Origin of the sequence: Blautia sp. DFI.3.45 (assembly GCF_020593505.1) — a bacterium.
In the GTDB taxonomy this organism is placed as follows: domain Bacteria; phylum Bacillota; class Clostridia; order Lachnospirales; family Lachnospiraceae; genus Blautia_A; species Blautia_A wexlerae.
Genome location: NZ_JAJDMI010000007.1, coordinates 100609 through 126274 on the forward strand (window position 1 = coordinate 100609; position 25666 = coordinate 126274).

Annotated in this window: 16 protein-coding genes, 3 pseudogenes and 1 other annotated feature; of the genes and pseudogenes, 17 read left to right on the forward strand and 2 right to left on the reverse strand. The window is 42.2% G+C overall.

The window, feature by feature from the left end; genetic code table 11:
- From LJE09_RS04390 to LJE09_RS04440, 11 genes and pseudogenes are all read left to right on the forward strand, one after another.
- Positions 1-1230, forward strand: a complete 1230-nt coding sequence (locus LJE09_RS04390) for a tyrosine-type recombinase/integrase (RefSeq protein ID WP_208037290.1) — start codon at positions 1-3, stop codon at positions 1228-1230.
- A 323-nt stretch (positions 1231-1553) separates the two neighbouring features.
- Positions 1554-2018: pseudogene (locus LJE09_RS04395) on the forward strand (lysine--tRNA ligase); the annotation flags it as partial.
- 274 nt (positions 2019-2292) lie between these two features.
- Entirely contained in the window at positions 2293-3834 is a 1542-nt protein-coding gene (locus LJE09_RS04400) for an ABC transporter substrate-binding protein (RefSeq protein ID WP_008707786.1), read from the forward strand.
- Between the two features lie 146 nt (positions 3835-3980).
- Positions 3981-4994, forward strand: coding sequence for an ABC transporter ATP-binding protein (locus tag LJE09_RS04405; RefSeq protein ID WP_173705402.1), 1014 nt, complete (start codon positions 3981-3983; stop codon positions 4992-4994).
- Entirely contained in the window at positions 4987-5898 is a 912-nt protein-coding gene (locus LJE09_RS04410; protein ID WP_020993320.1) for an ATP-binding cassette domain-containing protein, read from the forward strand. Before LJE09_RS04405 ends, LJE09_RS04410 begins: the two co-directional genes overlap by 8 nt.
- A complete protein-coding gene (locus tag LJE09_RS04415) occupies positions 5898-6902 on the forward strand; it encodes an ABC transporter permease (protein ID WP_008707781.1) in 1005 nt (334 codons plus the stop codon). Before LJE09_RS04410 ends, LJE09_RS04415 begins: the two co-directional genes overlap by 1 nt.
- Positions 6899-7786, forward strand: a complete 888-nt coding sequence (locus LJE09_RS04420) for an ABC transporter permease (protein WP_008707779.1) — start codon at positions 6899-6901, stop codon at positions 7784-7786. Before LJE09_RS04415 ends, LJE09_RS04420 begins: the two co-directional genes overlap by 4 nt.
- A gap of 100 nt (positions 7787-7886) precedes the next feature.
- Positions 7887-9569 (forward strand): phospho-sugar mutase, encoded by a 1683-nt coding sequence (locus LJE09_RS04425; RefSeq protein ID WP_008707777.1) that lies wholly within the window; start codon positions 7887-7889, stop codon positions 9567-9569.
- A gap of 224 nt (positions 9570-9793) precedes the next feature.
- Positions 9794-10039 carry a DUF1292 domain-containing protein gene (locus LJE09_RS04430; protein ID WP_227310994.1) on the forward strand — a complete coding sequence of 82 codons (246 nt, stop codon included), beginning with the start codon at positions 9794-9796 and terminating at the stop codon, positions 10037-10039.
- 90 nt (positions 10040-10129) lie between these two features.
- Positions 10130-11254 (forward strand): DUF362 domain-containing protein, encoded by a 1125-nt coding sequence (locus tag LJE09_RS04435; protein WP_055060107.1) that lies wholly within the window; start codon positions 10130-10132, stop codon positions 11252-11254.
- Positions 11255-11314: 60 nt separating this feature from the next.
- Complete coding sequence (locus tag LJE09_RS04440) at positions 11315-12274, forward strand: 3'-5' exonuclease (RefSeq protein ID WP_008707772.1); 960 nt, start codon at positions 11315-11317, stop codon at positions 12272-12274.
- Here the strand turns inward: LJE09_RS04440 and LJE09_RS04445 are convergent.
- Together LJE09_RS04445 and LJE09_RS18675 are read right to left on the reverse strand one after the other, a co-directional pair.
- Positions 12245-13480 carry a D-alanyl-D-alanine carboxypeptidase family protein gene (locus LJE09_RS04445; RefSeq protein ID WP_144136815.1) on the reverse strand — a complete coding sequence of 412 codons (1236 nt, stop codon included), beginning with the start codon at positions 13478-13480 and terminating at the stop codon, positions 12245-12247. The genes LJE09_RS04440 and LJE09_RS04445 overlap by 30 nt on opposite strands.
- A gap of 16 nt (positions 13481-13496) precedes the next feature.
- Positions 13497-13622: pseudogene (locus LJE09_RS18675) on the reverse strand (DUF6783 domain-containing protein); the annotation flags it as partial.
- Between LJE09_RS18675 and LJE09_RS18680 the strand changes: the two are divergent.
- The 6 genes and pseudogenes from LJE09_RS18680 to LJE09_RS04470 form a co-directional block, all read left to right on the forward strand.
- Positions 13581-13706, forward strand: a pseudogene (locus tag LJE09_RS18680) (DUF6783 domain-containing protein). The pseudogenes LJE09_RS18675 and LJE09_RS18680 sit on opposite strands and share 42 nt — an antisense overlap.
- A 222-nt stretch (positions 13707-13928) precedes the next feature.
- Positions 13929-14164, forward strand: a binding site (T-box leader).
- 130 nt (positions 14165-14294) lie between these two features.
- On the forward strand, positions 14295-17450 hold the full coding sequence (gene ileS, locus LJE09_RS04450; RefSeq protein WP_227310996.1) for an isoleucine--tRNA ligase: 3156 nt from the start codon (positions 14295-14297) through the stop codon (positions 17448-17450).
- 324 nt (positions 17451-17774) lie between these two features.
- Positions 17775-20237, forward strand: a complete 2463-nt coding sequence (locus tag LJE09_RS04455; RefSeq protein ID WP_227310997.1) for a glycogen/starch/alpha-glucan phosphorylase — start codon at positions 17775-17777, stop codon at positions 20235-20237.
- A 245-nt stretch (positions 20238-20482) separates the two neighbouring features.
- Positions 20483-20953 (forward strand): hypothetical protein, encoded by a 471-nt coding sequence (locus LJE09_RS04460; protein ID WP_008707767.1) that lies wholly within the window; start codon positions 20483-20485, stop codon positions 20951-20953.
- A 307-nt stretch (positions 20954-21260) separates the two neighbouring features.
- Positions 21261-25277, forward strand: coding sequence for a hypothetical protein (locus tag LJE09_RS04465; protein WP_227310998.1), 4017 nt, complete (start codon positions 21261-21263; stop codon positions 25275-25277).
- 120 nt (positions 25278-25397) lie between these two features.
- The coding region (locus LJE09_RS04470) for a hypothetical protein (RefSeq protein ID WP_227311000.1) at positions 25398-25666 on the forward strand (269 nt) is incomplete at its 3' end.

The following is a 25666-nucleotide window of genomic DNA, read 5'->3' on the forward strand; positions in this document are numbered from 1 at the left end:
ATGGCGACAAAAAGAAAAGATAAATCAAGGGTTGTTCTGAAAACCGGAGAGGTTCAGAGAAAAGACGGTACTTATCAATTTAGCTGGCAGGACAGCCAGATGAAAAGAAGATTTGTTTACGCAAGAACTTTAGATGACCTGAGAGAAAAAGAAAAGCGTATTCAGAAAGATAAATGTGATGGTATTAAGACCGAAGCACGATACACAACCATTGATGAATTATTTGACCTTTGGGCAAATATGAAAAGAGGGCTGAAGAATAATACCTTTGAAAATTACAAATATATGTACAATACCTTTGTGCGACCAGTGATTGGAAGTAAAAGAATATCAACACTGAAGAAATCAGATATTAAGAAATACTACAATTATCTTGTTGATGAAAGAAATTTGAAGCCTTCAACGATTGATAATATACATACGGTTCTTCATCAGGTTTTACAGATTGCTGTCGATGATGACTTCATCAGAAATAACCCGTCAGATAATGTGTTGAGAGAATTGAAAAAAGCACATTGTTTTCAGTCGGAAAAGCGTAGAGCGTTGACGAAACCGGAGCAGGAGCTATTTCTGAATTTCCTGAAAACCCACCCTGTATATGAACACTGGTATCCAGTCTTTGCAGTAATGATAGGAACTGGACTTCGTGTGGGAGAAGTGACCGGATTGAGATGGTGTGATATTGATATGGAAAGTGGAATGATTGATGTTAATCATACTCTTGTATATTATGACCATAGGACTAAGGGAAGTAAAAGCGGCTGTTATTTCAATGTAAATACAACGAAGACTCCGGCGAGTATGAGGCAGGTTCCAATGCTTGGTTTTGTGAGAGAAGCATTTGAACAGGAGAAACAGAAGCAGGAAGATTTAGGACTTCATTGCGAGGTCACGATTGACGGATATACAGATTTTATTTTCATCAATCGTTTTGGTCAGGCACAGCACCAAGCCACACTCAACAAAGCAATCCGAAGAATTATCCGTGATTGCAATGATGAGCAGTTTTTGCACAGTGATGAACCTGATGTGTTACTTCCTCATTTTAGCTGTCACTCGCTTAGACATACATTTACAACAAGAATGTGTGAAGCTGGAGTAAATATAAAGGTTATTCAAGACGCACTTGGACATTCAGATATTTCAACTACACTGAACATCTATGCTGATGTTACAAAAGAAATGAAAGCGGAAGAGTTCAAAGGATTGGATAGCTACTTCAAAGGATAATATTGGACTTCACATTACAGAAAGAGAACATACAGAGTGTTGTGTGTTCTTTTTTCTTGTTCTGAAGCAGGAAAAGATAAGGCAGCGTTACTTTGATGTGGATTGACATTGTAAATAAGAGAAGTTATAATTTCTTGTATATGACTATGCTCTTGCATATACTACTATCGCCCTACATCATTTACATCATATTTTACATCATTTGCCCGCAAAGTGACTCAAAGTAGAGCAAAAATATGAAGTATGGGGGATAATTGGAATATGGAGAATTTAATAGTATTAACACCAGCTTGGTCGAGTATGAAAGAACCACAAAAAAGCTCCCGACAATGAAGTCCCAGGGCGCTGCTAAGAACGAAGCAAACAACGTTGCGCAGGCTAAAACAGTTTCAGAAAAGCCAGTTGAGAAGATTGATTTTTCAAAGGTAGAAATCGAACCATTGTTCAAAGATGAGGTAGATTTTGAGACTTTCAGCAAGTCCGATTTCCGTGCAGTAAAGGTAAAAGAGTGTGTCGCAGTGCCGAAGTCAAAGAAACTTTTACAGTTTACTCTGGATGATGGAACAGGCGTAGAACGTACCATTTTAAGCGGTATTCACGCATTCTACGAACCAGAAGAACTGGTAGGTAAGACACTTATAGCTATCACAAATCTGCCACCTAGAGCAATGATGGGAATTGAATCTTGTGGAATGTTACTTAGTGCAATCCATGAAGAAGAGGGCGAAGAAAAACTTCATCTTCTGATGGTAGATGACCATATTCCGGCTGGTGCAAAATTATATTAATATCAGGACACTTCGCTTTTAGTGAAATACTAAAGGCGGAGTGTTATTTATATTATAGGAAATTACTCTGTAATGTTCCTATAACATAAATAACACTCCGGGCAGGATCGCACTGCGATGGAGAGTAATGATACTGCTTCAGGTATGCCATATATGGCATATATAAGGCACAAAAAGGAATATGTCAATATCCCCCTGCAGGGCTTACTGATGTCAGAATTGTCTGATATCATAAAAGCCAGTTACCAATAAAGAAAAAGCGAGGGAACATGAAATGAAAAAGGGTTTATTGACAATGGCCGGAGTGCTTCTGACTGTATCACTGGTCAGTGCCGGAACAACAGTGCCTGTACTGGCAGAGGAAGAAACAACACTGGTATACGGAAGCGGAGATTATACCAGGATCAATCCTGCTATGGATGAACATGGAGAGATCAATATTCTGATCTTCAACGGTTTAACTGCACATGACGGAGATAATCAGGTAGTTCCGGGACTGGCAGAGAGCTGGGATTTTGATGATGAAACCAATACTTATACATTCCATATGGCAGAAGATGCCAAGTGGCAGGACGGCGAACCTGTGACAGCAGAGGATGTTAAATTTACTATCGAAGCGATCATGGATCCGGAAAACGGTTCTGAGAATGCACCCAACTACGAGGACGTAGAGGAAATCAATGTGATTGATGATCATACGGTTGCGTTCAAGCTTGAGGACAAAAACGTTGCATTCCTTGACTATATGACAATGGCAGTTCTTCCTAAGCATTTGCTTGAGGGAGAAGATATGCAGACCTCTGATTTCTTCCGTAATCCGGTAGGAACAGGTCCATACAAGATCGAATCCTGGGATGAGGGACAGGCGATCACACTGGTTAAGAACGAAGACTATTTTAAGGGTGAGCCTTCCATTGATAAAGTTGTATTCAAGATCGTACCGGATGACAATGCGAAAGCACTTCAGTTAAAATCCGGAGAACTTGATCTGGCGTTATTAACACCAAAGGATGCAGCTGCTTTTGCAGATGATGAGGCATATACATGCTACGATATGAAGACTTCTGACTATCGTGGAATCATGTTTAACTTTGGAAATGAATACTGGCAGAAAAACCGTGATCTGATCCCGGCAGTATGCTATGGACTTGACCGTCAGGCGATCATCGACGCAGTTCTCCTTGGACAGGGAATGCCGGCTTATGGACCTCTTCAGAGAAATATCTACAATTATGAAGATGTAGAGCATTATGATTACAATCCTGAAAAAGCAAAAGAAATTCTGGAAGCTGCAGGATGCGAGATGGGTGATGACGGATTCTATTATCGTGACGGCGAAAAAGTGGGATTTGTAATCAGCGTAAGTGCAGGAGATCAGGTACGTATTGATATGGCTCAGATCGCAGCACAGGAACTGAAAGAGATCGGCATGGATGTATCAGTAGAGATCCCTGCACAGACAGACTGGGCAGGACAGATGGCATTCCTGATCGGATGGGGAAGCCCATTTGACGCTGACGACCATACATACAAAGTATTCGGAACAGATAAGGGAGCAAACTACTCCGGCTATTCTAATGCAGACGTTGACAAGTATCTGACAGAAGCAAGACAGTCAGCTGATCCGGAAGTTCGTGCAGAAGCCTATGCTAATTTCCAGAAAGCTCTGGCAGAGGATCCGGCTTATGCAATGATCTGCTATATTGATGCCAACTATGTTGCTGACAGCAATATTAAAGGAATCGATCCTGATACAATTATGGGACATCATGGAGTTGGAATCTTCTGGAATGTAGCAGACTGGACTATTGAATAATAAAATGATATCAGGGTCAAAAGGTCAAAAAGCCATTCATGCTTGCACCATAAGACCTTTGACTCTAACATCATAAAAAAGATAAAGGTTGTGACGGGGGCACTAAAGGTGCCCCCCTTTTTACACGAGCGGAAAAAGGATTAAAAATGGAACATTTATTAGAGGTTAAAAATCTTTCAGTCAGCATTGACGGTCCTGCCGGAGAAGTCCAGGCAGTAAGAGATGTGTCTTTTTCATTAAAAAAGGGAGAGGTGCTGGCTATAGTTGGAGAATCCGGATGCGGGAAGAGTGTGCTTTGCAAAAGTATCATGAAGCTTTTGCCACCAAGCGCAAAAATAAAAGAGGGAAGCATCTGTGTGAACGGACAGGATATCACCTGTTACAGGGAAAAGGAGATGCAGAAACTGCGTGGAAGAGTTTTTTCGATGATCTTTCAGGATCCTATGACATCCCTGAATCCAACTATTAAAATTGGAAAACAGATTGGGGAAGCAGTGGTGATCCACAATAAGAATTACACGAAGGAACAGGTAAATAAGAAGGTTCTGGAGCTTATGGAACTGGTAGGTATCTCCCATCCAAAGGAACGATATCATCAGTATCCCTGGCAGTTCTCCGGAGGAATGCGTCAGAGATGTGTTATGGCCATTGCTCTGGCAGCAGATCCGGATATTTTATTTGCAGATGAACCAACTACTGCATTGGATGTGACCATACAGGCACAGATCCTGGATCTTCTGCGGGAAATACAGATGAAGCTTGGAACAGCTACCATACTGGTATCCCATGATCTGGGAGTGGTTGCACGTGTGGCAGACAGAGTAGCAGTCATGTATGCAGGCAAGATCGTAGAGATCGGTACAGCAGAGGAAGTGTATTATGATCCCAGACATCCATATACATGGGGGCTGATGAGATCACTGCCTGCATTTGCAAATGGAAAAGAAAGCCTGTACACTATCCCCGGCATGCCTCCTGCTTTGATAGATCCGCCGAAAGGTGATGCTTTTGCATGTAGAAACGAATATGCCCTGAATATTGATTATGAAGAAATGCCGCCTATGTTTAAGATAACAGATACTCATTATGCGGCAACCTGGCTGCTGGATCCAAGAGCACCGCAGATCAAATCACCTGTGGGAGGAATCGTCCATGAGTAAAGAAATTTTATTGGATGTCAGGCATCTGACTCAGCAGTTTCATCTGACAAAAAAGATCAAGGTAAAGGCTGTAGATGATGTCTCATTTCAGATCCATAAAGGTGAGATCTTTGGTCTGGTAGGGGAATCTGGTTCAGGAAAGTCCACAGTTGCCAGATGTCTGATGAATATATATCAGCCGGCTCAGGGAGAAATCTGGTATAAAGATGTAAATATCTGCGACAAAAAGGAATTCAAAAAGCATAAAAAAATGCTGCAGACCCGCCGCCAGATGATATTTCAGGATTCCGCATCCAGTCTGAACCAGAAAATGAAGGTGTCAGATATTATTACGGAACCAATGAGAATCCAGCATATCACACCTCCGAGAGGAAGCTTTGTGAAGGAAGCTGCTTTTCAGATGGAATATGTAGGACTTGAGAACAGTTTCCTGGACCGTTATCCATCTGAATTATCAGGGGGACAGAGACAGCGAGTGGCCATAGCCAGATCTCTGTGTATGGAACCGGAATTTCTGGTGGCTGATGAACCGATAGCTTCCCTGGATGTGTCCATACAGGCACAGATCGTCAATCTGTTCCGTCATCTGCAGGAGGAGCATGGATTTACATTTCTGTTTATAGCTCATGACCTGGCTATGGTTGAGTATCTCTGTGACCGTGTGGGAGTTATGTATCATGGAAAACTGGTAGAACTGGCGCCATCAGAAGAATTGTATTCCAATCCGGTGCATCCTTATACAAAAACATTGCTGTCTGCAATTCCTGTTCCTGACCCGATCAGGGAGAGAAAAAGAGTTCTGCAGTACTATGATGGCGAAGGAATGGAAAACAGCGTGTGGACAGAAGTGTCACCCGGACATTTTGCAATGCTTCCGGCTGAAGGAAAGGGGTGCAGTATATAATGAGACAAAAAAAGTTAGTCTACTATGGTAAAAAATGCCTGATATTCCTGATCTCAGTATTTATATTGTCTGTAGCTGTATTTTATGTAGCCCGTCTTGCACCGGGAGATCCGCTGATCTCCTATTATGGTGACCGTACAGAGAAGATGAGTCCGGAAGAACGTGAATGGGCTATGGGAAAACTGGGATTGAACGAACCGATTTCTGTGCAGTATGTGAAGTGGGTAAAAAATGCCTTTCATGGAGAATTTGGAATTTCATTTAAATATAAACAGGATGTGGTAGAAGTGATCGGCGGCCGTATTGGCAATACACTTGTACTTGGAGGAATCGGATTTATCATTATGTTTGCCGGAGCCTTGCTCCTGGGAATCCTGTGTGCCTGGTACGAAAACCGGCTGGCAGACCGGATCCTGTGTAAGCTGGGAACCATATCCAGTTGTATTCCTGAGTTTTGGATGGCTCTGGTCCTGATCCTTGTTTTTTCCGTAAATCTTAAGATCCTGCCAAGCAGTGGAGCTTACAGTACAGGAAATGCAGGAGATATCGGTGACAGAGTGCTGCATCTGATCATGCCTCTGACCATCGTGGTCATGGAGCATTTATGGTATTATGCTTACATGATCCGAAATAAGATCCTTGAAGAGGTTCGCGCAGATTATGTACTTTTGGCAAAGGCAAAAGGCCTGGATAAGAAAAAGCTTATGTTCAGACATTGTGTCCGAAATGTAATGCCTGCTTATCTGAGTATTATGGCCATTGCAGTCCCCCATGTACTTGGAGGAACCTATGTGGTAGAAAGTGTATTCTCTTATCCCGGAATCGGAGCTCTGTCCTATGAGAGTGCCAGATATCATGATTACAATCTGCTGATGCTGCTTTGTATGATGTCAGGAATCCTGGTTATTTTCTGTAATATCGTCAGTCAGACTATTAATGAACAGATAGATCCCCGTATGAAGGATGAAGTAATAACCGAGAAATCGGAGGTAGTAGAAGGATGACCAATCATTTATTTGAACTGGCAGGAAACAGAAAGACAGAAACCGTAATTCCCAAATCAAAGAAAAAGTGGTATCAGGGAAAACCCGTTGTTTCAGCAGCAATCCTGATTCTTATCGTACTGGGCTGCCTGTGTGCGGAACTGATCATGACAAAGGATCCTGCTTATATGGATCTGTTAAACTATAATAAAGCTCCTGACAGGGAGTTCCTTTTTGGAACAGATACTATGGGAAGGGATATTTTTTCCATGATTTGGTATGGAGGAAGAATCTCGATCTTGATCGGTGGATTAGCCACAGTTATTTCTACTTTTATTGCAGTGGTAGTCGGTGCCTTCAGTGGAGTGGCACCTGCCTGGCTTGATGAACTGATCATGAGATTTACAGAAATATTCTTAAGTATACCAACTCTGCTCCTGATCATTTTGCTGCAGGCTATTATGGGAGATGCAAATATCCTGAGTCTGTCCTTTGTGATCGGTGTGACCAGCTGGACCAGTATTGCGAAAGTAGTACGCACAGAGGTACGGCAGATACGAAACAGTGAGTATATCATCGCTGCAAGATGTATGGGAGCGGGATTCTTCCGTATTTTGTGGAAGCATCTGGTGCCGAACTTTTTCTCATCCATTATGTTTATGGTAGTCATGAATGTAAGAACTGCAATGATCTCTGAAGCTACTTTAAGCTTTATGGGCATTGGACTTCCCATAGAGGTTATCACATGGGGAAGTATGCTGTCTCTGTCAGATAAGGCATTAATGACAGGTTCCTGGTGGATCATTCTGATCCCCGGACTTTTCCTGATCACCACAGTGCTCTGCCTGACCAATATAGGAAACGCCTGCAGAGAGCGGACAAACAGAAAAGAAAGTAATTTTTAAAATTTGATTGAAATCTCGCTGTCTTGTTGCTGATTTGTCTGATTTATGATATTATGGAAATATCTTAAAAAATCTAAAAAATAAGGCAGGAGTGGTCAAAATGTATCAGGAAGAATACAAACGTTGGTTGGCAGCAGATCTGCAGGATGCGGATCTTAATCCGGAATTATCCAAAATCGAAGGAAATGACGAAGAGATCAAAGATCGTTTCGCAGTAGCGCTGAAATTCGGAACTGCCGGACTTCGCGGAGTACTTGGAGCCGGAACCAACCGTATGAATATTTATGTAGTTCGCCAGGCAACACAGGGACTTGCGAACTGGGTAAAAACACAGGGCGGTAATCAGACAGTAGCCATCAGCTATGACAGCCGTCTTAAGAGTGATGTATTTGCAAAAACAGCAGCAGGCGTACTGGCGGCAAATGATATCAATGTCAGAATTTATGACGCACTGATGCCTGTACCTGCACTTTCCTTTGCAACACGTTACTATGAATGCAATGCAGGTATTATGGTAACAGCATCCCACAACCCGGCTAAGTACAACGGATACAAAGCATACGGTCCTGACGGATGCCAGATGACAGACGATGCAGCTGCCATTGTATATGAAGAGATCCAGAAAACAGACGTACTTACAGGTGCGAAATATATGTCCTTCGCAGAAGGCGTAGAACAGGGAAAGATTCGTTTTGTAGGAGATGACTGCAAGCAGGCTCTCTATGAAGCTATCGAATCCCGTCAGGTTCGTCCGGGTCTCTGCAAGACAGCAGGACTGAAACTGGTTTACAGCCCGTTAAACGGATCAGGACTTGTACCTGTAACTCAGGTATTAAAAGATATCGGAATCACAGATATCACAATCGTTCCGGAACAGGAATATCCGAACGGATACTTCACAACCTGCAGCTATCCGAACCCGGAAATCTTTGCAGCTCTGGAGCTTGGATTAAATCTCGCAAAAGAAACAGGTGCAGACTTAATGCTTGCAACTGATCCGGATGCAGACCGTGTTGGTATCGCAATGAAATGCCCGGATGGTTCCTATGAACTGGTAACAGGTAATGAGGTAGGTGTACTCCTTCTTGACTATATCTGTGCAGGCCGCATTGAAAAAGGCACAATGCCAAAGAACCCGGTAGCAGTGAAATCCATTGTTTCCACACCACTTGCAGATGCAGTGGCAGAGCACTATGGAGTAGAACTCAGAAGCGTACTTACAGGATTCAAGTGGATCGGCGATCAGATCGCACAGCTTGAAGCAGCAGATGAAGTAGACAGATTTATCTTCGGATTTGAAGAGAGCTACGGATACCTTGCAGGACCATATGTACGTGACAAGGATGCTGTTATCGGATCTATGCTGATCTGTGAAATGGCTGCATATTACAGAAGTATAGGAAGTTCCCTGAAACAGAGAATGGAAGAGATCTATGCACAGTACGGACGTTACCTGAATAAAGTAGACAGCTTCGAATTCCCGGGATTAAGCGGAATGGATAAGATGTCAGCTCTGATGCAGGGACTTCGTGACAAACCTCTCACAGAGATCGCAGGTCATACTATAGTAAAAGTAACAGATTACCAGAAACCGGAAGAAACAGGACTTCCTGCAGCAAACGTACTGATCTACAAGCTGGATAACGGCGAGACAGTAGTTGTCCGCCCATCCGGAACAGAACCAAAGATCAAGATCTATTACACAACTCTCGGCAAGAACCTGGAAGAGGCAGAAGCTGAGAAAGAGAAGCTTGCAGAAGCATTAAAACCGATCATGGCATAAGCAATTGTAAGCAGAACTGAATAAAATATACTAAACCGGAAAGGCTGTGCTCATTGGAGGTGCAGTCTTTCTTTTTGTAACCCGCAGGGGCCTTACTGTTACTGTGAACAGTAACGACTTACTTGATTCGGTTAAATAGGATTGATATAATTAACACTCTTTGCTACAATAAAAAACAGCGAAAATAAGAATAAGACTGCTTATAAATGAAAGGAAAACATACTATGGAAGAATATGAAGTAATCAGCATCCCGGTATCTGACGGAACAGAACGGGATTTTGCGATCATGGATACCTTTGAATTTGAAGGACAGGGATATCTGGCAGTTTCTCTGATCGAAGCAGATGAGATCCAGGAGGGCGTTTACATTTACCGTTACCACAATGCAGAAGATGGAGATGTTGTGGTAGAGCAGATTACTTTGCCTGCAGAATACAAAAAGGTGACAAAATTTTACGAACAGATGTAAGCAAAAAAATATCTCGAAAAGAACCTGCATCTTGTGATAAAATAAAAAAGAAAATCAAATTTTGGTCAATAAAAACAGGAGGAAAAAACGATGGAGAAATCAACCGTTTATTTTACTGATTTCAGATGTCCGGTTGGCACCAGCCAGCTTGATAAACTGAAGAAACTCTGCGTTACAGCCGGAATCAAAGACATTGATATGGATGGAAAATTCGTGGCTATTAAAATGCATTTCGGAGAACTTGGCAATCTGGCTTTCCTGCGTCCGAACTACGCAAAAGCAGTAGCTGATCTCTGTAAAGAGCAGGGAGGACTTCCGTTCCTCACAGACTGCAACACTCTTTATCCGGGAAGCCGTAAGAATGCACTGGAGCATCTGGAGTGCGCAAATCTCAACGGATTTAACAGCATTTCAACAGGATGCCAGATCATCATCGGTGATGGCTTACGCGGTACAGACGAAGTAGAAGTACCGGTAGTTAACGGTGAATATTGTCAGACTGCACTGATCGGACATGCGATCATGGATGCAGATATTTTTATCAGCTTAAGCCACTTCAAAGGTCATGAAGCAACCGGCTTCGGCGGTGCTCTCAAGAACATCGGAATGGGATGCGGAAGCCGCGCTGGTAAGATGAAACAGCATGCCAGCGGAAAACCTGCAGTAAATGAAGAACTCTGCCGCGGATGCCGTCGCTGCGCGAAAGAGTGCGGAAGTGATGCGATTACATATCCGAATAAAAAAGCAGTCATTGATTATGATAAATGTAAAGGCTGCGGCCGTTGTATCGGAGCCTGCGGTTTTGATGCAGTATACAATCCAAACAGCAGTGCGAATGAACTTCTTGACCGTAAGATGGCAGAATATGCACAGGCAGTCTGTCATGGCCGTCCGCATTTCCATGTAGCACTTGTTCAGGATATCAGCCCGAACTGTGACTGCCATGGCGAAAATGATGCACCAATCCTTCCTGATATCGGAATGTTTGCAAGCTTTGACCCGGTTGCTCTGGATCAGGCCTGCGCAGATGCCTGTCTGAAAGCAACTCCGATCGAGAACAGCCAGCTTGGAGAACATCTGGCAAAACCTGACTGGCATTGCCACCACGACCATTTCAAAGATTCCAACCCGAACATTGAATGGCAGGCAACACTGGATCAGGCAGAGAAGATTGGTCTGGGAACCAGACAGTATGAACTGAAGATTGTGAAATAATATGTTTATCAGCAGTGGAAAATAAATGCGAAAAAGTAATAAACAAAAAGGACCGGATGAATGAACTATATTGTCTTTGACCTGGAATGGAATCAGAATCCTTCGGGAAAGAAAACACGTAACGACAGGCTTCCATTTGAGATTATCGAGATTGGGGCTGTAAAAGTAAACAGCAAAAAAGAAATAACGGATCATTTTCACCGACTGATCAAACCACAGGTCTATAAATGGATTCATGACAGCATCCATGAGGTAATTCATGTAGATTATAAAGATCTTATGAAAGGCGTGCCCTTTGAGCAGGCAGTCAGGGAATTTATTGACTGGTGCGGAGAAGACTGGTACTTTTTTACCTGGGGAAATCAGGACGTGATGGAACTTCAGAGAAATATGAAGTTCTATGGGCTGCTGGATCTGCTTCCCGGACCTGTGACCTATTATGATGTGCAGAAACTATACAGTATCAGTTATGATGACGGTACACACAGGTGTGCATTGGAGCATGCGATCGATGAGCTGAAAATAGAGAAATCCAGGGGATTTCACCGGGCGCTTGCAGATGCCTGGTATACAGCGAAAGTCCTGGAGAAAATAAATAACATAATCATCATCAATCATCCGTCACTGGATGTTTACCAGAATCCAAAGAAGAAAAAAGACGAGATACATATTTCCTATCCGGATCATGACAAATATGTATCCAGAGAATTTGCCACAAGAGAGCGAATCATGAAAGACCGCGAGGTGACCAGCACCAGATGTCCGGTCTGTCATCTGCCTGCAAAGCGCAAACTCCGATGGTTTATGAATAATCCAAAGGTTTATTACAGCATATCCAATTGTGAAGAACATGGGCTGATAAGAGGCAAGATCCGCATCCGAAAAACAGAAGATGAGAAATATTTCGCTGTGAAGACATTGCGTTTCACAGATACAGAAGAAGCAGAGGAACTTCGTGAAAGAAAAGAAGTCCTCCGCCTCAGGCGAAAACTAAAAAGAAGCGTTGAGAAGGAAATCTGAAAGGATTTCCTTTTCATATTGCATTCCATATCCGACCATATGGCCGTCTAAATAATATTTACTTTTAATTCGCTTTGGACCGACAGAATTGTTCAGAAGTTTCTGCTTCTTTACAAGCTGGCTCACATCGGTTCCTGTGGGGACAGTTACGTACACATGCCTCATATAATAGAAGGAACACAGATTATTCCAGTCCTTTAACAGGTGCTTTTCGCATGGGAGAAATACTGCCGGTACCGGATCGGTATCTATATTCAAGTCTACTTTTTCAAAATTGTCGAAGCCGTAATCCAGCAGAGAAGTTGTGTCAGGAAAAGCACCGTTTGTAGAATTCAGCACAACTGCAATGAGAATGGAATTTCCTCTCTTGGCATAGGTGACAAGCGTACTTCCCGCTGCATCGGTGTATCCGGTCTTTCCTCCCAGAACCCCATCGTATGCATAAGACTGTCCGGGCATCATCTTATGGTGATTGAGAAGATAACGGGTTTCAGACTGCTTATTAGTCGGAGGAATCTCATAAACCTGTGTGGTCACAAATTTACGGAATCTGGGATTATACCAGGCTGCCTTTGCAATCTTCATCATATCACCTGCGGTGGTATAATGCGTCTCATCCGGAAGACCATTTGGATTATTAAAATGGGTGTTCTTACAGCCAAGCTGAGCTGCCCTCTGGTTCATCAGTTCAACAAACTTCTTTACAGAACCGCTTGTTTTTTCTGCCAGAGCAAGAGCCATCTCATTGGCGGATTCCAGCATCAGAGCCATCAGGGCCTGCTCTACTGTGAAAACCTCTCCTGTTTCTGCGTAAATGCTGGAGCTTCCGGCCTCAATCCCATAAGCCGCTTCCTGCGACATGGTGATCGTATCGTTCATATCCAGATATTCACAGGCCAGAAGAGCGGTCATGATCTTAGTGATACTGGCGGGATATAGCTTATCTTTGGCATTCTTGGAATAAAGAATAGTATCAGTGACTGCATCCATCAGTACTGCGGACTGTCCCTCGATATTAGGACCTGCGGGCCATCCTTTGACAGAATCAATATCTGAGGCCTGTGAATAGGTTTCCGAATGACCGGCTTCAGGAGTGGCAGAGGTCTCGGCAGCGTAAGTGACTGCAGGCTGGGAGGTCAGAATCCCTGCACAAAGCATTCCGGTGAGGAAACGTTTCATTAATTTATGAAATTTTGTTTTAAACATTTGAAATTACCCTTCATTAAATATACATAGTAGTTGCTTTCCATATCCTAGAGCGTGTCTGAAAAAGGCTTTCTGCAAGATGTGCGTCACAATTTGTGGTATATTTTGCCCGGATGAGGGCGCCGTAGCGGGCTACGGCAACTGAATTCGGGTGAAATATACCGCAAAGTGGGGCGTGCAGATTGCGGGAATGATTTTTCAGACACACTCTAGTACATCGTTTTAAATGACGTTCGGACAAAATATTCTACCTTATTATATCATTAATTACAATGCCTGTGTAAAATTTATATGATAGTATGTTAACAGTGTGTTACTGTTCGGGAGTTTGACAGTAACCAGTGTTATTAAACAGTAACAGGATTACCCTAATATTCAAAAAAATACTTGACACAGTGAATTTTGTGACCTTATAATGAATCCGCATAGTTAAATAAATGATATGTCCACAAAAACGTTGATGGAGAGAGTAATTGCAGGGGAAAGCAGACAGCGAACCGGGGAGGGTGTGAGCCCGGTGGTGAGTAAATGCAGTGAAGATCACTCCGGAGTTGCAGCTCTGAAGGGTGTACAGACAGGTAAGAGCTGACGGAAATCCCCGTTAAAAGATTCATGTATCGGCAGAGGATGCCCGTACAATGTAACAGGTGGTATAGCGAACGTCAATAAACCTTCGTCCTTTTACAAAAGGGCGATTTTTTTATGGGCTTATTTTCGTTCTTAAAGGACACTGGAAATATTTTTCAGCGTATATAAACGTCCTGCATATTTTCAGGTGTCTGATACAAATAATTTAAACAGGAGGTAAATTACTGTGTACCAGAAAGTTGATACGAACTTAAACTTTGTAGACCGTGAGAAAAAAGTAGAAGAATTCTGGAAAGAAAACCATATCTTTGAGAAAAGTATGGAGAATAGAAAAGAGGGAGAAACCTATACATTCTACGACGGACCGCCTACTGCAAACGGTAAACCGCACATCGGCCATGTACTTACCCGCGTTATCAAGGATATGATCCCGAGATACCGTACAATGAAGGGCTACATGGTTCCGCGTAAAGCAGGATGGGATACCCACGGACTTCCGGTAGAGCTGGAAGTAGAGAAGAAACTTGGTCTGGATGGCAAAGAGCAGATCGAAGAATACGGTATGGAGCCATTCATCAAACAGTGTAAGGAAAGCGTCTGGAAATACAAAGGAATGTGGGAGGATTTCTCCTCTACTGTTGGTTTCTGGGCTGATATGGAACATCCATACGTAACTTACTATGACGATTATATTGAATCCGAATGGTGGGCATTAAAAGAAATCTGGAACAAGAAGCTTCTGTATAAAGGCTTCAAAATCGTTCCTTACTGTCCAAGATGCGGTACCCCTCTTTCCGCACAGGAAGTATCCCAGGGATACAAAACTGTAAAAGAGCGCTCCGCAGTTGTAAGATTCAAGGTTGTTGGTGAAGATGCATACTTCCTTGCATGGACAACAACACCATGGACACTTCCGTCCAACGTTGCACTCTGCGTAAACCCGGATGAGACTTACTGCAAAGTAAAGGCAGCAGACGGATATACCTATTATATGGCAGAAGCACTCCTTGACAAAGTCCTTGGCAAACTTGCAAAAGAAGAAGGCGAGAAAGCATATGAAGTTCTGGAAACCTACAAAGGAACAGACCTGGAATACAAAGCATACGAGCCGCTTTTCGCATGTGCAGGAGAGGCAGCAGCAAAACAGAAAAAGAAAGCTCATTTCGTAACCTGTGATAACTACGTTACTATGAGTGATGGTACAGGTATCGTTCACATCGCACCTGCATTCGGTGAAGACGACAGCAGAATCGGACGTAACTATGAACTGCCATTCGTACAGTTCGTAGACGGACAGGGTAACCTGACAAAAGAGACACCATACGCAGGCGTTTTCGTAAAGAAAGCAGATCCTATGGTCCTCACAGATCTGGACAAAGAAGGCAAGCTCTTCGATGCTCCGAAATTCGAGCATGATTATCCACACTGCTGGAGATGTGACACACCACTGATCTACTATGCAAGAGAATCCTGGTTCATCAAGATGACAGCAGTTAAGGATGACCTGATCAGAAATAACAATACAATCAACTGGATCCCTGAGAGCATCGGTAAAGGACGTTTCGGCGACTGGCTTGAAAACGTTCAGGACTGGGGTATCAGCCGTAACCGTTACTGGGGAACACCACTGAACATCTGGCAGTGTGAATGCGGACATATGCATTCCATTGGAAGCCGTCAGGAGTTATTCGAGATGAGCGGTGATGAGAGAGCCAAGACAGTAGAGCTTCACCGCCCATACATCGATGAGATCACACTGAAGTGTCCGGAGTGCGGTGGAGAAATGCATCGTGTACCGGAGGTTATTGACTGCTGGTTCGACTCAGGAGCAATGCCTTTCGCACAGCATCATTATCCATTTGAAAACAAAGAATTATTTGAGCAGCAGTTCCCTGCAAACTTTATCTCCGAGGCAGTAGACCAGACTCGTGGATGGTTCTACTCACTCCTTGCAGAATCCACACTGCTCTTCAATAAAGCACCATACAAGAACGTAATCGTTCTGGGACATGTCCAGGATGAGAACGGACAGAAGATGAGTAAGTCCAAAGGAAATGCAGTTGATCCATTCGATGCACTGAACAAATACGGCGCAGATGCTATCAGATGGTACTTCTACATCAACAGTGCTCCATGGCTTCCGAACCGTTTCCATGGCAAGGCTGTTGTGGAAGGACAGCGTAAATTCATGAGTACACTGTGGAATACTTACGCATTCTTCGTATTATATGCAGACATCGACAACTTCGACCCGACCAAATATGAACTGAACTATGACCAGCTTCCTGTAATGGACAAATGGCTGCTCAGCAGATTAAACACAACTGTTCAGGCTGTAGACAATGATCTGGCAAACTACAAGATCCCGGAAGCAGCAAGAGCACTTCAGGAATTCGTAGATGAGATGAGTAACTGGTATGTAAGAAGAAGCCGTGAACGTTTCTGGGCAAAGGGAATGGAGCAGGATAAGATCAATGCTTACATGACTCTGTACCATGCACTGGTAACCATCGCCAAAACAGCAGCTCCGATGATCCCGTTCATGACCGAAGACATCTATCAGAACCTGGTAAGAAGCGTGGATAAAGATGCTCCGGAGAGTATCCATCTCTGCGACTTCCCAACTGTAAACGAAGCATGGATCGACAAAGATCTGGAAGCAGACATGAAAGAGCTTCTGGAGATCGTAGTTCTGGGACGTGCCTGCAGAAATACAGCAAACATCAAGAACCGTCAGCCGATCGGAACCATGTATGTAAAAGCTGAGAAGAAAATGAGTGAATTCTACACTGACATTATCGCAGACGAACTGAATGTCAAAGAAGTAAAATTCGCAGATGATGTAGAATCCTTTATCTCCTACAGCTTCAAACCACAGCTTCGTACAGTAGGACCGAAATACGGTAAACTCCTTGGAGGAATCAGACAGGCTCTCACAGACATCAATGGAACAGCAGCAATGAACGAGCTGAGAACCAACGGTGTCCTGAAACTGGATATCAACGGAAACAATGTAGAACTTACAGAAGAAGACCTTCTTATTGAAACAGCACAGACAGAGGGTTATGTATCTGAATCTGACGGTGAAACATCCGTAGTCCTGGATACAAACCTGACACCTGAACTGATCGAAGAGGGATTCGTACGTGAGATCATCAGCAAGATCCAGACCATGCGTAAGGAAGCCGGCTTCGAAGTTATGGACAAGATCGTAGTATACGCTCACGGAAACGACAAGATCCAGGATGTCATGAAAGCACACGAAGATGATATCAAGTCAGAAGTACTTGCAGACGAAATGGTACTTGGCGAGACCGATGGTTATGTGAAAGAGTGGAACATCAACAAAGAAGCAGTAACTATGGGTGTTAAGAAACTGTAATTGACAACATTCGGTCAATTACTGACAAGGTACTGATAAGTTATAGGTATTTCACAGGAAATATACTACTTTCGCAATGCACGATAACAAAAAAATGTTATAAAATTCGGCAATTATACACATGACAGACTGTCGAAAAAAGAGTATCATTATCCTTGACAGTCTGATTTCAGAGAGGAAATTGGAGGCGGAGATTCTTTGCCCCCAATTTCTCTGATATGAGAAAACAGAAGAGTTGACGGAATGAAGAGGTTCACCGGCAATATCCGGAAGGTGTATTGCTGAGAATAAAGTGAACAGTGAAACCATTACGGGAGGTATGAAATGACAAACGAAATGTTCAAGAAAGAGGCATTCAAGAAAAGCGTAAAAGACAACGTAAAATTCCTCTATCGAAAAACAATTGAAGAAGCTACACAGGAGCAGATTTTCCAGGCAGTAAGCTACTCTGTAAAAGACGTTATCATTGATAACTGGCTTGCAACACAGAAAGCTTATGACGAACAGGATCCGAAGATCGTATACTATATGTCCATGGAATTCCTGATGGGACGTGCTCTCGGAAACAACCTGATCAACCTTTGCGCTTACGGGGAAGTAAAAGAAGCTCTTGAGGAACTGGGATTTGACCTTAACTGCATCGAGGATCAGGAACCGGATCCTGCACTTGGAAATGGTGGTCTGGGAAGACTTGCCGCATGTTTCCTTGACTCTCTTGCAACATTAAACTACGCTGCATACGGATGCGGAATCCGTTACCATTACGGAATGTTCAAACAGAAGATTGAGAACGGATACCAGATCGAAGTACCGGATAACTGGTTAAAGAACGGATATCCATTCGAACTGCGCCGTCCGGAATATGCCAAGGAAGTACACTTCGGCGGATATGTAAGAGTAGAGTACGATCCTGAAAAGGGCAGAAACAAATTTATCCACGAAGGATATCAGGCAGTAAAAGCCATTCCTTATGATATGCCGATCACAGGATATGACAATGATGTAGTAAACACACTTCGTATCTGGGATGCAGAGCCGATCGTAGACTTCGAGCTTGATTCCTTTGACAAGGGTGATTACAAGAAAGCAGTAGAGCAGGAGAACCTTGCCCGCAATATCGTAGAAGTCCTTTACCCGAACGACAACCACTATGCAGGTAAAGAGCTGAGACTGAAACAGCAGTACTTCTTTGTATCTGCAAGCCTCCAGGCAGCAATTGCCAAATACAAAAAGAAACATGACGATATCCATAAATTATATGAAAAAGTAACATTCCAGATGAACGATACACATCCGACTGTAGCAGTAGCAGAGTTAATGCGTATCCTCATGGACGAAGAAGGACTCGGATGGGATGAAGCATGGGAAGTAACAAGAAAATCTGTTGCTTACACAAACCATACAATTATGTCCGAGGCACTTGAGAAATGGCCGATTGAGCTCTTCTCCAGACTGCTTCCGCGTGTATACCAGATCATCGAAGAGATCAACCGTCGTTTCATCCTTGAGATCCAGGCTAAATATCCGGGAAATTATGAAAAGATTAAAAAGATGGCTATCATCTATGACGGACAGGTTAAGATGGCTCACCTTGCAATCGCAGCAGGCTACTCTGTAAACGGTGTTGCACGCCTTCATACAGAAATCCTGAAGAATCAGGAATTAAAAGACTTCTATGAAATGATGCCTGAGAAATTCAACAACAAGACAAACGGTATCACTCAGAGACGTTTCCTGCTCCACGCAAATCCACTCCTTGCAGACTGGATCACAGAGCATATCGGACCGGACTGGATCACAGACCTTCCACAGTTAAAGAAACTGGCAGTTTATGCTGATGATGAGAAAGCACTCCAGGAATTCATGAACATTAAGTTCAAGAACAAAGAGCGTCTGGCTAAATACATCCTCGAGCACAATGGCGTAGAAGTAGACCCGCACTCCATCTTCGATGTACAGGTTAAGAGACTTCACGAGTACAAACGTCAGCTCCTGAACATCCTGCATGTTATCTATCTGTACAACCAGATCAAGATGCATCCGGAAATGGAATTCTATCCAAGAACATTCATCTTCGGTGCAAAAGCATCCGCAGGTTACGCAACAGCCAAGAAGATCATCAAACTCATCAACTCAGTAGCAGACGTAGTAAACAACGACGCTTCCATCAACGGCAAGATCAAAGTTGTATTCATCGAAAACTACAGAGTATCCAACGCTGAGTGGATCTTCGCAGCAGCAGACGTTTCCGAGCAGATCTCCACAGCAAGTAAAGAAGCATCCGGTACAGGTAACATGAAGTTCATGCTCAACGGTGCTCCTACACTTGGAACAATGGACGGTGCCAACGTAGAGATCGTAGAAGAAGTTGGCGCAGAAAACGCATTCATCTTCGGTTTAAGCTCCGACGAAGTAATCAACTACGAAAACAACGGCGGATACGATCCAAATGTAATCTACAACACAGACGAAGAAATCCGTCAGGTACTGATGCAGCTCATCAACGGAACCTTCTCCAACGATACAGAACTCTTCCGTGACCTGTACGATTCACTTCTCAACACAAAGAACACAGACAGAGCAGACCGCTACTTCATCCTCGCAGACTTCCGTTCCTATGCAGACGCACAGAAACGCGTAGAAGCAGCATACAGAGATGAAAAAGGCTGGGCTAAGAAAGCACTCCTCAACACAGCATGCAGCGGCAAGTTCACATCCGACAGAACCATCCAGGAATATGTAGATGATATCTGGCATCTGGATAAGGTTATTGTCAGAAAGAAATAATATGCTATATCTATAGAAGTAATTGCTTCTGAATAAAAATAAAGCCCCTGGCAGTACAGTTATCAGGACTGTGTTGCAGGGGCTTTTTGCTACAGTAGTGACATAATACATTAATTCATTTGTACGGGAAATTTTGTGTACAGACATATAATATAAAGGAACAAAAAGTTCTTAAAAACAGAGATTTGACTGGAAAAATGAGAAGGCATCTGTTACAATAGAAAATACAAAACAGAGTACCGGAGATGCAGAAACTGCTCTTTCTCCTGCCATTTTATGTCATAAGATATGAAAAAAGCAGAGAAGATATAGAGAAAGATCCAGAAAAACTTCAGAAATTGCTGGATGAATATGTGACAATATCCAGAAGACTGGAAGAAAGTCTGCTTGAAAACGGAAAAGAAGCACTGCATCGTTACCTTGTGGAAGTAATCATAAAAATTGCAGACTACATTTTCTCAGATTCAGAAAAAACAAAGAAGGGAGTTGACCGAGCCATGGGCGGAGAAGTATTAGAGCTGAAAACAGATAAGCTGATAAATGAAATAAGGCAAGATGTGAAAGAAGAAGTGAAAGAAGAAATAAAAACAGAGACGAAAGAAAAAATAGTAATCTGTATGCTAAAAAGAGGCAAAAGTACATTGGAAGAAATCGCTGCAGATACACAGATGCCGATTGAGCAGGTTGAAAGAATAAAAAAAGAACAACAGTTATAAAATGAGAAAATGGCAGAGAATTATAGAGGGTTCTCTGCCATTTGACCATACAGGGGTTGATACATCATCTTGTGATTAGAACGAACAACTCACCACATTTGTAACAAATTATAGATTTTTAGCATGAAAAATCAAGGAAAATAAATGCTTTTGAAGTGTATGAAATTTAAAAAAATCGTAAAATTCTTGAGCATTACCCTTGACAAAAAGTGGTGAAAGCACTATTATTAACCATAACAGACAGATTATGTCTAGGAATCTTTACCCAAAAAGAAATAGTTATATTAAGGAAAGGGGAACTATAATCATGACAAAGATTAAAAACACAAAGAAGGGCATGGCAAAAAAGACATTAAGTATGTCACTTGTTGTTGCAATGCTTGCTACTTCTAATGTGCCGGTATGGGCTGCTGAGTTCAGCGATGGTACTGACGCTTCCGTAGCTACTGAAGCAGATGCGTTCGCTGCAGAAGCTCCTGTTGTTGACGATACAGAAGACGCAGCTCCAGCATCTGTAATGGTAAATGAAGCTGATATTACTCTTAACTTATCTGCAGACAGCAAAAAAGTTGTTTGGGGAGGAGCATCTGTTATCAGTGGTACTGTAACTAAAACTGACGGATCAGAAGTAGAAGGTGGATGGCAGTATCGTTGGGTTGACGAAAAAGGTATTGCATATGCATCTTCTAACGGAAAAGTAGACGATGCAGCTGATATGAGTTTAAATACAACAGCTGACATGGCTGGAAAAACATTAACCCTTTATGTTTACGATGTAGACAGCAATCAGCAGACTCTTTATGACATTAACACAGGTATTTCTGTAGCTGTAGAAAAGAGATCTTTAAATTCTGTGACTGCTACACCTGCAACCACAACAAAAGCATACAACGGTTTTGCTCAGACTATTACTGAAGCTGACGGCGTTGCACTTACTGTTCTGGATTCTGAAAAAGCAAATGTAGCTGCTGATGCTTATGAAACATCTGTAACTAATGCAACTAATAATAAAGAAGAATTCAAACTTACTGTAACAGCAAAAGAAGACTCTGCTTACACAGGCAGTGCTGAACTTGTAATCGGTAAGGTTACAGCAAGAGCATATGCAAAAGGAGATATCCTTGCAACAGCAACAAAAGGACAGTCCTATCAGTATACAGGTAAGGCTATTAAGATTTCCAAAGATAACATTACATTAAAAGAATCTGCTTCCAGTAATAAAGGCGCTGATGGAAAATTAAGCGGTGCTGATTTATCTGCTGCAGTTACAACTGCTCAGGTTGAATATACAAAAGTAGGTGATTACCCCGTTGTTGTATATGTTGACAAAACAAAATTAAAGAACTTCACTGATGCAGATGAGTATTATACAACAAATGAAACTGTTAACGTTGCAAAACGTGATCTCTCTACAGCAGGAACAAAAATTTCAGTGAAAACTTTAAGCGGACAGATTCCAACAAGCATTGCTGTAAAAGATTTAGCTAATTATCTGGCATTTACAGGTGTAGAAGGCTCAGACCTTTCTGCAATTAAAAACTCCAACAAAGAATATACACTCATCGTAAAGAACGCTGATGGTACAGACGCTACAGAATTTAAAAACGGAAGTACATATACTGTTACAGTACGTGCAAAAGACGGTGGAAACTGCACAGGTGAGCAGACATTTACTGTTGTTGCTACTGCAGCTGCATTAAATGCTGTATCTGCAAAAACACAGTATACAACACCTTATACAGGCGATGAGATCAAACCTTCCAAGAGCGATTTAGGCGATTTAGTTATTCAGTATTATAACGCTACTGGTGTTCCTAAGACAGAAGATCTTGGAACAGACGGATACGAAATCACAGGATATACAAACAACGTAAATGCAACAACTGTATATGACGGAAATTACAATCCAGTAGCAAACGCTTACGTTAACATCAAGATTACAAGCGGAACATACAAAGATCAGACAGTATCTATTCCGTTCTTAATCAAACCACTGGTAGTTGAAGCTGATTATGTAACTGTACCGGATGATGTTTCTATTAATAAAGCACTTACAGAAGCAGGCGAATATAAACTTCCTGTAACAGTTGTAGCAAAAGACGAAACAGGCAAAAAAGTAGAAAAAACTCTCACAGACAGCGATTTCACAGTTAAATATGAATATGAAAACAAAGATATCGCTAATGGCTTGTTTAACAACATCATTACAGAAGTTACTGTTACAAACACAAACTATATTTTAAAAACAACAAACGGCAAAACAAGAACTGTTACAGCAAGCGGTAAGACAGAAATCGTACCTAAGAAATTAACAGACGCTATGGTTGTTGCAACACCTTCTACTTATACTTACACAGGTGGAAAGATCCAGCCTACTTATGCAGTGCTTGACGGTGCTATTGCTCTTTACAAGAAGGGTGAAGTTAACGATAAAGATGCTGAATATGAGGAAGTAAGCATCAGCAATGCTGTAAATGTTGGTACTGGAACAATCACTGTACAGGGATACAACAACTTCTATTCAGGAAAAGCAACTGGAACATTTACAATCACAGCTGCAAACACAGCAGATGTAAAAGTATCCATCGCTGATCAGGATTACACTGGAAAACAGGTAAGACCTCGTAAATTTACAGCAACATTAAACGGAAACGATGTATCCAACCAGTTTGAAATCGTTTCTTATGGCGAAAACGTTGAAGCCGGAGTCGGAACAGTTGTTCTGAAACCATTAGATGGAAACAAGAACTTCACAGGTTCTAACATCACAGCAAGCTTCAATATCGTAAAAGAAAAAGTAGAAGCTACTCTTAACGTTTATGACAGCAAAGGATTTGACGTAACAGACGCTTATACAGCAGATGTAGATAAAGATGCTGATGGAAATGTAAACGGCGTAGTTCATAACAGCCAGACTGCATTCACATTTGATGGAAATGAGCATACTTTTGCAAAAGCATTATTAAGCAATATCAGAAAAGTTACTGATGATGGCGTAAAGACAACTGCAAAAGAAAGTGATTTCGAGATTAAATACGCTGATAATATCACAGGTAAGAAAGTAACTGCAGGAAAAGAAAACATTGGTTATATCTATGCAGTAGCTAAAGAAGGAACAGGATTTGCAGGAACCAAGACAATTGTTACTTCTGACGGAACAATTATCAATGGTGTTGTTGCTTATATCCCGTTTACAATCAAATCTGTTGAATTTGTTGCTAAGAATGTAAGTGTTAAAAATGCTACATACGCAGCTGGTCTTCCGGTTAAACCTGAAGTACTGATTCAGATTGGCGGAAGCACATTAGTTGAAGGCAAAGATTATACACTTAGATTAATCGACAAAGATGGCAATACTGTAACTCCTATCGATGTAACAGTTGGAGACATCTACGGCGTAGAAATCAAAGGTATCAACGGATACACAGAGTCTGGTGTTGCAACATTCGATACAGACGATGTTGACAGTACAGCTTATTCCAGAGCAAACTTAACATGGGGCGTTGATAAGAAGAACATCAACGATTGTACTGTAACTGTAAAAGATGGCGTTACAACTGTATTAAATGGATATCTCCCAGTTCCGGCTACAGAATATACTTCTGAAAAGAACACTGACGGAACATATACAGTAAAAGCAAACAGCACATCCAAAAACTACACAGGATCCAAGACAGTAGTTGCAGACGGAAAAGCAGAAGATGAAAAACCGGATGCTCCGATGATCACTAAAGTAAATGTTACTGGAAACAAAGCAACAGTTGTTCTTTCTGGTGATACTGATGGCGCTGCAGGTTATGACTACGTAATCTCTACAGATCGCGATTGCATCACAAATAAAGACTATGATTCCATTAGCAAGAATCAGGTCAGCACATCCACTAACTTTAAGTATGTACAGCAGGGAACATACTACGCATACTGCCACGCTTGGAAACGTGACGAAAACGGTAAGAAAGTATTCAGCGACTGGTCAAATGCATATCCATTCGTTGTATCTGCAATCACACCGGATGCTCCGATCATCACAAGCGTAAAAGTAAGCGGAACAACTGTAAAAGTAACATATAAAGCAGCTGCTAATGCAACAGGATACGACGTAGTACTTGGAACATCCTCCAAGAAAGAAAACGGAGAGACTCGTCCATACCACTATGGCGATCACAAGATCCTGAACCTCAAAGAAGGTACAGTAACAGCTACATTTAAGAATGTACCAAAAGGAAGCTGGACAGTAGGAATGCATGCATTCAACAGAACTTCCGAAAACGGCAGGAAAGTATTCAGCCCATGGTCCAATCTTAAAAAGATCACTGTAAAATAATCCATTTGGGTAATTTTATATAAGATTCCAACAGGCAAGACGGGGCATAATTCATGATTATGCCCCATTCTTGCAATGCAAAAGAAATATGTTTTTCAGATAATAAAGGAGAAAAAGAATATGGGATTAAAAGAGCGTAGAAAAAAAATCATGGCTTTAATGCTCGCTGCCTGCGTAGCAGGGACCAGCGTTGTACCTGTAGCAGCTTCTGACGTCAGCGTATTCTCTGATGGAACTGATGCCTCACCAGAAGCTTTTGATTCTGCTGATGTCGATAGTGCTAATGGAGCAGCTACAAAAACTGTAAAAATCAACTACTATTCTGAAGAAGAAAAAAAACAGATTGCAGAAGTAGAGTTCACTGTTGATAAAGATGCTACATCTGTAAA